The organism is Desulfovulcanus ferrireducens (assembly GCF_018704065.1).
Classification (GTDB): domain Bacteria; phylum Desulfobacterota; class Desulfovibrionia; order Desulfovibrionales; family Desulfonatronovibrionaceae; genus Desulfovulcanus; species Desulfovulcanus ferrireducens.
In genome coordinates this window covers 70,352-79,056 of record NZ_JAGUQP010000011.1, presented here as the reverse complement: position 1 = coordinate 79,056, position 8,705 = coordinate 70,352, and the positions used below count along the sequence as shown (strand labels likewise).

The 8,705-nt window shown below is 43.2% G+C and carries 9 protein-coding genes; 4 read left to right on the top strand and 5 right to left on the bottom strand.

The features are described 5' to 3' along the window. Positions 1-235: 235 nt before the first annotated feature. The gene (locus KFV02_RS05530) at positions 236-1,684 is read right to left on the bottom strand and encodes a response regulator (protein ID WP_252380542.1); all 1,449 of its coding nucleotides are present in this window, start codon (positions 1,682-1,684) and stop codon (positions 236-238) included. Between the two features lie 728 nt (positions 1,685-2,412). On the opposite strand from KFV02_RS05530, the gene KFV02_RS05525 reads away from it, so the two are divergent. The 4 genes from KFV02_RS05525 (at position 2,413) to KFV02_RS11510 (ending at position 5,427) form a co-directional block, all read left to right on the top strand. Further along, complete coding sequence (locus KFV02_RS05525; protein WP_252380541.1) at positions 2,413-3,678, top strand: phenylacetate--CoA ligase family protein; 1,266 nt, start codon at positions 2,413-2,415, stop codon at positions 3,676-3,678. Then, positions 3,669-4,808 (top strand): ChaN family lipoprotein, encoded by a 1,140-nt coding sequence (locus tag KFV02_RS05520; protein WP_252380540.1) that lies wholly within the window; start codon positions 3,669-3,671, stop codon positions 4,806-4,808. Before KFV02_RS05525 ends, KFV02_RS05520 begins: the two co-directional genes overlap by 10 nt. A gap of 62 nt (positions 4,809-4,870) precedes the next feature. Then, positions 4,871-5,083 carry a DUF2281 domain-containing protein gene (locus tag KFV02_RS05515; RefSeq protein ID WP_252380539.1) on the top strand — a complete coding sequence of 71 codons (213 nt, stop codon included), beginning with the start codon at positions 4,871-4,873 and terminating at the stop codon, positions 5,081-5,083. After that, the gene (locus tag KFV02_RS11510; RefSeq protein ID WP_353617300.1) at positions 5,080-5,427 is read left to right on the top strand and encodes a type II toxin-antitoxin system PemK/MazF family toxin; all 348 of its coding nucleotides are present in this window, start codon (positions 5,080-5,082) and stop codon (positions 5,425-5,427) included. The genes KFV02_RS05515 and KFV02_RS11510 overlap by 4 nt, the downstream gene beginning before the upstream one ends. Before the next feature lie 28 nt (positions 5,428-5,455). Here the strand turns inward: KFV02_RS11510 and KFV02_RS05510 are convergent, their stop codons facing one another. The 4 genes from KFV02_RS05510 to KFV02_RS05500 all read right to left on the bottom strand — a co-directional run bounded on the left by KFV02_RS05510 (position 5,456) and on the right by KFV02_RS05500 (position 8,680). Beyond that, complete coding sequence (locus tag KFV02_RS05510; protein WP_252380538.1) at positions 5,456-5,716, bottom strand: hypothetical protein; 261 nt, start codon at positions 5,714-5,716, stop codon at positions 5,456-5,458. Between the two features lie 533 nt (positions 5,717-6,249). Then, positions 6,250-6,438, bottom strand: coding sequence for a GxxExxY protein (locus KFV02_RS11505; protein WP_353617298.1), 189 nt, complete (start codon positions 6,436-6,438; stop codon positions 6,250-6,252). Between the two features lie 134 nt (positions 6,439-6,572). Beyond that, positions 6,573-7,505: a calcium/sodium antiporter gene (locus KFV02_RS05505; RefSeq protein ID WP_252380537.1), complete on the bottom strand. Its 933-nt coding sequence runs from the start codon at positions 7,503-7,505 to the stop codon at positions 6,573-6,575. A 128-nt stretch (positions 7,506-7,633) separates the two neighbouring features. After that, entirely contained in the window at positions 7,634-8,680 is a 1,047-nt protein-coding gene (locus KFV02_RS05500) for a tRNA(5-methylaminomethyl-2-thiouridylate) methyltransferase (protein WP_252380536.1), read from the bottom strand. Positions 8,681-8,705: the final 25 nt, after the last annotated feature.

Genomic DNA, 8,705 nt, shown 5'->3' with positions numbered 1-8,705 from the left:
GACCAAAAGCTGAGTTACGGTGTCTTGATGCACCAGAAAGTTGAACGGTCTGTCACGCCTAAATTCTTATTTCTTTATCTCTTAAATTTGAAAACAGGTGATGTAAACATACGAGAAAGTTGAGTTAATTATGACAAATTTTGCTAACTATAAGCAAAAAAAGAGAAAACAATCAGCAGATGGAATACCAAAATTAAGGCTTCTCAAGAATCAGTGCAAATAGCGAATGCGCCCTTCAATTGATAGGCAGGCGTACATAAAACTCAGCTCCCTGTCCGGGGGAGCTGCTCACCCCTATCTGGCCTCCATGCGCTTCTACAATTTTTTTGACAATGGCCAGGCCTAAACCTGTGGACTTTTCTCCTGCTGTTGGCTTGGCGCTGAGCCTCTGAAACTCTCCAAATAATTTTTCTTGGTCCTCTGGGCTTATTCCAGGGCCGTTATCTTTCACTTTGAAGACGATGGCCGAGTCTTCCTGTGTTAAAGAGACAATAACTACTTCTCCTGAAGGTGAAAATTTAATGGCATTGCTCAAAAGATTGTTTATAACCTGGGTCATTCGCTCAGGATCAAACAACGCATCCGGCACCTGCTCTAAGTTTGGCACAATAGTAATGTTCTTTTGTTCTGCATGAAGCTTATGAACCTTGAGCTGATCCCGAACCAACTGATAAAGTGAAGCACGTCTCCTTTTAATTTCCAGTTTGCCGCTTTCAATAACGGACACATCCAGGAGATCATTGACGAGATTGAGCATATCCTCGCTGGCCTTATTGATGATACCCAGATACTCTTTTTGCTCTTCATTTACTGGCCCGGCCAGGCCATCAAGAATCAACTCACTAAAGCCATAAATAGCATTGATCGGATTGCGCAGATCATGGGCTGCAATACCCAAAAACTTATTTTTAAGCTCGTTTAATTCTTTTAGTTTTTGAATATACTCTATAGTTTCTATATTTTGTATTACACGGCAATAAAACTCCTCGTTAGAAAAAGGTTTGGCCAGGAAATCATTGGCACCGAGCTTTAAAAAACGTGCTGAAAGAGCTGTTCCTTTACTGCCTGATATTCCGATTAAGGCCAATTCATTTTTGGTGTATTTTTGTCTAATCTTTTCTGTCAGCACAAACCCATCCATCACAGGCATGGCATAATCGGTAATAACCAGTTTAACATCCGAATGCTCCGATAAAAGCTCCAGGGCTACCTGGCCATTGGGCGCATCCAGAACCTGGAACCTGTAACTTCGCAAAAGTTTTATGATTATTGAACGCGTTGTAGCGGAATCATCTACAATCAAAACCTTAATATGCTGATTTTTATACAGACGCTCAACAAGATTAATAATGTAAGAAACACTCTGAACATTATCCTTTAAGACATAGTCAACGACCTTTTTAGAAAAGATTTCCTCCCTGATGCTATCGTCAAACTTACTCGTGAAGACTATGGATGGAATATTCCGGGAGATAACATAATCTATAATCTCACCGTTGGGGGCGTCTGGCAGGTTCATGTCTAAGAGGGCAACGAAAAAATCCTGGGCATGGCTTTCAATAATTTTTACCGCATCAGCATAGGAGGATGCAATCCTGGCTGTAAACGGAAGTTTGTTCTCAACATTTATGCGCAATATTTCAGCAAACACCCTGCTGTCTTCAACTATTAAAACCTGGTTCATTGCCATCCTCCTAACAAGCATGTGCTGATTAATAAACCTAGCCCTAAAAGATATTTTTCTTAGTTTTTATACACTCCTAAGTTGAGCGATTTTTAATTTATTTTTACACTAAACATATTGGAATAAAAGTAAATTTTGTTCCAGAAATTTTCACCCAATCAGAGAGATTGCCACGGGCAACGAAGCTGCCCTCGCAATGACATAGCGCACATCCTGTCATTGCGAGGAGCGAGCGTGAGCGAAGCGACGAAGCAATCTCAAACTTAAAACTGCAAAAAAATCGCTCAATTTAAGATAGTGTAATGACCATTAGTAGAATTTCAAAAGCTTAACCCAAACCCTGGAAACGCATGCAAAAAACTAAACCTCGCAGGGCTAGATAAAGTTTACTACATATAACATATTAAAATAGTTCAAAATCTAACAATCAAGATGCGAAGCCCTAGGCAATCTGTCATTCGCGCAATTTTAAATATACTTAATAAAATCAAAGGGATGAGACCGCTGAATTTACGAGTTACGAGTTAACATAGTTTTTTTCATCTTTTTTATATTTTCTCTGCATATGCGTCAATTTTTATTCAAAATTATTAAACATAACAGTATCTCAGGCTTTTAACATTTATCTGAGTTCAACGAATTTCTTCTCTTGATTTTTCTGACAACATTGCCTATAAGGCAATATTTTAAGTATAGTGAAAATTTATGTCCAAGGGGGATAGCGGAACATGACCCGCAAAGATCGTACAGAAGGAATCCTTAGTCGCAAAGAAGTTCTAGATTCAGGGGAGCGTCAAAAATATTATCAGCTACAGCTCAAAGAACTCCTCAATTATGCTTATCGCTATTCGGAAGATGTCAAAAAACGCTTTGACCGTGCCCAATTTTCCGTGGATAAATTCAAAACTCTTAATGATCTCAAGCACATACCCATTTTAAAGAAAAAAGAACTTATCTTCTTACAGTCCATGGGGCCCAGATTGGGTGGCCTTTTGACCAAAGATTTAGGGGAGTTGCGACGCATTTTTATGTCTCCCGGTCCGATCTTCGATCCCGAAGACCGCAGTGAAAACTACTGGGGGTGGACTGAAGGTTTTTACGCCGCTGGTTTTCGCACTGGAGACATAGTCCAGATTACCTTCAATTACCACCTTACTCCTGCTGGGCTCATGTTTGAAGAGCCTCTGCGCAACTTAGGCTGTGCAGCCATTCCTGCCGGTCCTGGCAATACAAATACACAATTGGAAATCATGCAGAAGTTACGTGTAACAGGCTATGTGGGTACTCCCAGCTACCTTATGCACCTGGCCCAAAAGGGTGAAGAAAAAGGCCTAAACCTGCGTAAAGACCTGTACCTGGAAGTGGCTTTTGTTACCGGTGAAAAATTTTCAGAAAAGATGCGTACCACCTTGGAAAAGAAATTCGATTTGATTATGCGCCAGGGTTATGGCACCGCAGACGTAGGCTGTATAGGCTATGAATGCTTCCATAAAAACGGACTGCACATCTCCAATAGAGCTTATGTAGAGATATGCCATCCAGACACGGGAATTCCCCTTAAAGAAGGAGAAGTGGGGGAAATTGTAGTCACTACTTTTAACAAGACCTACCCCTTGATCAGGCTTGCAACAGGTGACCTGTCTTATATTGACTATTCACCGTGTCCTTGTGGTCGAACCTCACCCAGACTAGGAAATATTGTCGGCCGTGTAGATACCACAGCCAGGATTAAGGGCATGTTTGTCTATCCGCATCAGGTCGAACAGGTTATGGCTGCTTTTGAAGAAATCAAGAGATGGCAGATTGAAGTTACCAATCCTGGTGGTATTGATGAAATGACCTTGTACATTGAGGCCTCCAGTTTCAAACGTGAAGCAGAACTGCTGCACGTCTTCAGAGAGAAAATCAAAATCAGGCCTACCCTTAAAATTCTGGCTCCTGGTACACTGCCTCCACAAATCAGGCCTATCGAAGACAAGCGAAAATGGGACTAGGGACCTTTTTAAACTCTCTTACCCTAGTCATACTTAGCATGGCCCTGGCAGGCTGCGCTGTAAAAGACCCGGTCCTTAAGGCAGATGAAAAGCCTGGGCCGGGCTCTTTTTTATCCGGGAATGGTTCTATTTTACCTGAAAACAAATTGTTGGTTCAACTCAAAGGGGCACAATTTGTCCTTGTCGGTGAAGGCCATCGTAGCTCCTGTGACCATAAGGTCCAATTAAAGATCTTAAAACTTCTGACACAAAAAGGCGCAGGCCCCATTTTAGCCCTGGAAATGGTCAGTGAAGACAAGCAGGAAATTCTTGATCAATTCACGCAGGCTCGCATCAGCCTCCAAAAGCTGCCTCAGGCACTTAAGTGGGAAGACAGCTGGGGCTATGACTTTGATCTTTATGCCCCTATTTTTGCCTGGGCGAAGAAGCATAAACTAAAGATTATCGCCCTGAACCTGCCCCACAACCTTATCCGCAAAGTTGCTCATAAAGGTCTGGATAGTTTATCCCCAAACGATAAAAAATATCTCCCCCAAAAGATTATCCCCGTTCCAAAGGAACAAAAAGATTCTCTTATAGCTCAATTTAGCCTGCATCAGAATTTGATGCAAAAAAGAAAACCGGACCTGGACAGGTTTCTTCTTATCCAGTCTATCTGGGATAGCAAAATGGCCGAACAGGCCTTAAAATGGCAGAAAAAACTAAATCAGCCCGTACTCATCCTGGCCGGTTCAGGTCATGTGGAAAATGGTTGGGGCATCGAGCACCGCCTAAAGATACTTGATCCCCAGGCAAAGATTGTACGCCTGGAACCCCTACGCACACTAAAGGACTTACCATCACAAAACACCATTTATTTTTACTGTCCAAGCCCTAGAGTTGCACCTCTGGGCATGATGATCAAAGAAGATAACGGACGATTTATTATTGAAAAGGTGTTAAAGCCATCTAAAGCATATCAAGCCGGGATAAAAAAAGGAGACATAATTGTCCTGGCCAACGAGCAAAAAATTACATCCCTATTTGATTTGCATAAAATTGCCGTGGCCGCTAAAAAGAAAGATGAACCTCTTTGTTTGAAGATAAAGCGAGGCGATACATATCTTGTCGTGGAGATCAGGTTAAATTGAGGGTGCTTGAGTTTTTTGTATAACAATCAGCTGTTGCTACCTAGGATAAAGGAGAAGAGGACATGAAACTTACAGAAAAGATCATTCAAGCTATAGAAGCCTTGCCAGAATCAAAGCAAATAGAAGTTCTTGACTATGTAGAGTATTTAAAGGCGAAGATAGAAAAACAAGATGATATTGACTGGAAGAACTTTTCTCTTGCTTCGGCAATGCGGGGAATGGAAGACGAAGACTCCCCCTATTCTCTAGATGATATTAAGGAAGCCTGTTCATGATCTGTGAAGGTCAAACTTTCCTTTTCACATTTCCTCGAACTGATCAAGGGGGAGGTAAACTTCGCCCAGCTCTTGTATTACGGAAATTACCCGGAAAATTTGATGACTGGCTCATCTGCATGATATCTTCTCAGCTTCATCAACACGTTCCTGAAATTGACGAACTAATAAGACCAGAGGATTCGGATTTTAGTCTTTCAGGCCTGAAAGTGCCTAGCGTAATCCGAGCCAGCAGACTTGCACTTGTTGACGCCAAAATTCTATTAGGAGCACTGGGGCATATAGATCCACACAGATTACTCAGAATTAAGCAAAAACTATCGGAATGGATTACTGGAGCATAATAATCGATTACACAGGGTTTCCAACCAGTTAACCCTTTTCTTTGAGCAAGGCCCTGGCAATATCCAGGTCGTATAATTTTAAAGGATCTTCGCCTTTGCCCTTGTCTTTATACATCTTGGCTGCGCGACGGATAATGTCGATATCCAACCAGCCATGTCTCTCCCAAATTTCTGGATGATCCTGATTCCATAACCTGAACTCAATCATCCCATCATTTTCACGTACATACATCCGTTCTTTTTTGTTTGCCGGATTAGGATAATAATAAACACCTTTATGATCACGCATTGAAAGCCTCCGTTATTCATACCGTGAAATATCTCTCGCCCGTTCGTCCCGCTTAAGGCGGGTCTCACTAGAGTCGCAGAGCCACAGAGTTATCTTTTCCTGCCAGCGAGTTCCTGGCAGGAAAAAGACCGCAACCCCTTACGGGCTGTTTGCAATCCGATATATTCCGTCCTTTAATAAATCAACAATGATCTAAACGATAATCTAAAATCCTGGATTAGTGTTCCCCTTTAGAACTTGTGGCCACCCCCCCCATTTTGACTACCAGGTTAGCAATCCTGGTTTATTGAAAGCCTTGCAAAGGACTGGGTAAGCCATCTTGGCAAAGCTTGCGGATAAGCAGAGCATCGGGAGAACAAAGCTGAACACCTGGGACTATTTGCCATAACTATCGACAATAAAAAAATGTTCATTTGCCCTATAAATGCCCCATTATGCTCTGCCCGCAAGCAAGCCTTAGATGGGGCCAGGCATTTGCACCAGCTTGAAAGAAATCAGGATTGAAAAAAAATTATGAAAAATTGTCCTCTTAACTAAACTAAGGTTTGACCACAGACTCTATAATAAACAGGTATAACCACTTCACTTTTTACTCGTAACCCTCGAGACTTTAATTCCATCTGAAGGCATTTTCTGTATACGCTCTCTAATAATCCGGGACCAAGCTCATTGTGAACTGCAATTGCGGCATTGATAATGGTTGATGTCAATTCTCTGTTCATTATTCTCCCTCGCGAAGCCAAGGGATTAACATTAGTTCAGGGCCCGACTCGGGCCCTGAACTAATATCTTCTCCGTGCCTCGGTGACTCTAGCGACCAACGGAAGCGGGCGAGAAATTTTAATCCTGAGAGCGGTTACACAAAATCCTTCACCCATCTGGCCAGGTTTATGAAAATAAGGCATGCCCCTTCTAGCCTGGATACCCTCCATCCGGTCCGCATAAACAGCAAAACCAAAAAAACCATAGTAATCAGCGCATACAAGCTGGACAGCGCGGAAGGTGAAACAGAAAGAGGTTTGAGCACGCAAGTTAGACCAAGTACACCAGCAAAATTAAAGATGTCACTGCCAAGGAGATTTCCCAAAAGCATATCACTTTTTCCTTTTAAAGCTGCAGCTAGACAGGTGACAAGTTCTGGCAAAGATGTTCCGGCGGCCACAACGGTAACCCCTATGGCCCATTCGCTGATCCCGGCCAGACGCGCCAGGGTTGATGCCGCTTCCACCATAAGATGTCCACCATAACTGACCATGACAAACCCCAAAATAAGTTTAGGGTAATCCAGCCAGGTGGCCTTTCTCTGTGAAGGTAATTCCAGTTCTTCAGGTACCTTGCCACTACGCAGGATTATAAAGCCATTGTACAGAACAAGGCTTAGAAGAAGAACTATTCCCGCTCCTAGCCCCATTTTCAGGTCCAGGACCGAAATAAGAATAAAAATGGTTAAGCCCCAGAGAACCAGTCCATCCCTAAAAACCAATGTCTTGTGGGTCTTGACCGGCCTTATGAGGGCCATCAACCCCAAAATAAGACCCAGATTAAAAATATTGGAGCCAACTATATTGGACAGGGAGATATCGCTTAACCCCTTAAAGGCAGCAGTGGCTGTGACCAAAAACTCGGGTAATGAGGTGCCCAGAGCTACTACGGTCAGACCAATTACCAGTTCCGAGAGCCTGAATTTCCTGGCAATGGCCGATGCACTTCCTACAATCCAGTTCGCCCCCAACCAGAGGAGCACTGCACTTAGAAGAACAAAAATAATATTTATGGTAATAGTTGACATAATCGGTTCTATTATAATTTAGTTTAATGTTTAGTGGGAACTTGATTTAATAATTGAGCTGTTAAATAGTCGATGGCTGAATAGCCAGCCGATCAACCAATAAACCAATTCTCCCAGCCTTTGCAGCTTTAACCCTTTTCCCACCTTGGCTCCTGCCAATCCATTGAAGAACCATCCTCCGGCAAAACCAGAACAGCTCTCTTTTCTTTGTCTTTACGAATTTCTACCACTACCTTACGCTTACTTCTCCTGGCCTTGGGCGAAAATCCACAAACCAGAGAAGCAGCACTTAAAATGACTTCCTCCGGCCAATCTTCTCCCTGTCTCTCCTCTTCCCCGCTTTCCCGCTTCCCAGCAGAGCGACCCAAGGCTATGGGACCGGGAAAATCTTTAAGCTTAAAAATATAATCACTATCCTTGGCTAGGCGTAGAAGTTGCTGATTATCATTTTTATCCCTACCAATACTTAACCAATAATTGCCTGCCCAGTACTGCCGCCCTACATTGGCCAGATAAAAGTCACTTGCTTCTGCACCCTTGACCCTTTGCAAAAGTGGCAGATAGCGCTTGGCAGACTCCTTGTCAGTTAGCAAACATCCTCCGGCCGGCGTTGGAATCTCCCGAAGCCCAAATTCCCGGGCTAATCTTAGTTGTTCCTTACGGCCCCGGCCAGATATACCCAAAAGTTTATCTCGTTCAACAAGTCCGGACTCTTCCATAGGGGTTGGATCAAGATGCTTGGCACAGAGGGGCCTTAATAAAACGTCCTTTACGTCCGCTTCCCGACGGATCAAGTACAGGGCGTCCCTGCGCTGGGACATGGGCCTCTGGCCTAACACCTCGCCAGAAATAATAAATTTGGCCCCGTAGTGACTTAAAAGTTCCTTGGCCTTTTTAAGCATAAAAATTTTACAATCTACACAAGGATTTAAGACCTTGCCCCAGCCAAACTTGGGACCTTCCTGCAATATGCGCAAATATTCTTCGGCAACATCAACGATTTTAACGGGAATGGAATAAAGCTCCTGCCAATGAGCCACTTTATCCGGGTGCCCGAAAAACGGTGAAACAAAGTGTAGGCCCAAGACATCAAGACCTTGTTTTTGGACAACCTTGACCGCCAGGATACTGTCCAAACCTCCAGAAAACAAAGCAAGTGCGTCGTAATTCTTCATAGTCTTAGGGAAGTGCCAGAAATAT

Coding starts and splice junctions, on each gene's coding strand:
- KFV02_RS05530 (WP_252380542.1), bottom strand. CDS start 1,684: ATGAACCAGGTTTTAATAGTTGAAGACAGCAGGGTGTTTGCTGAAATA.
- KFV02_RS05525 (WP_252380541.1), top strand. CDS start 2,413: ATGACCCGCAAAGATCGTACAGAAGGAATCCTTAGTCGCAAAGAAGTT.
- KFV02_RS05520 (WP_252380540.1), top strand. CDS start 3,669: ATGGGACTAGGGACCTTTTTAAACTCTCTTACCCTAGTCATACTTAGC.
- KFV02_RS05515 (WP_252380539.1), top strand. CDS start 4,871: ATGAAACTTACAGAAAAGATCATTCAAGCTATAGAAGCCTTGCCAGAA.
- KFV02_RS11510 (WP_353617300.1), top strand. CDS start 5,080: ATGATCTGTGAAGGTCAAACTTTCCTTTTCACATTTCCTCGAACTGAT.
- KFV02_RS05510 (WP_252380538.1), bottom strand. CDS start 5,716: ATGCGTGATCATAAAGGTGTTTATTATTATCCTAATCCGGCAAACAAA.
- KFV02_RS11505 (WP_353617298.1), bottom strand. CDS start 6,438: ATGAACAGAGAATTGACATCAACCATTATCAATGCCGCAATTGCAGTT.
- KFV02_RS05505 (WP_252380537.1), bottom strand. CDS start 7,505: ATGTCAACTATTACCATAAATATTATTTTTGTTCTTCTAAGTGCAGTG.
- KFV02_RS05500 (WP_252380536.1), bottom strand. CDS start 8,680: ATGAAGAATTACGACGCACTTGCTTTGTTTTCTGGAGGTTTGGACAGT.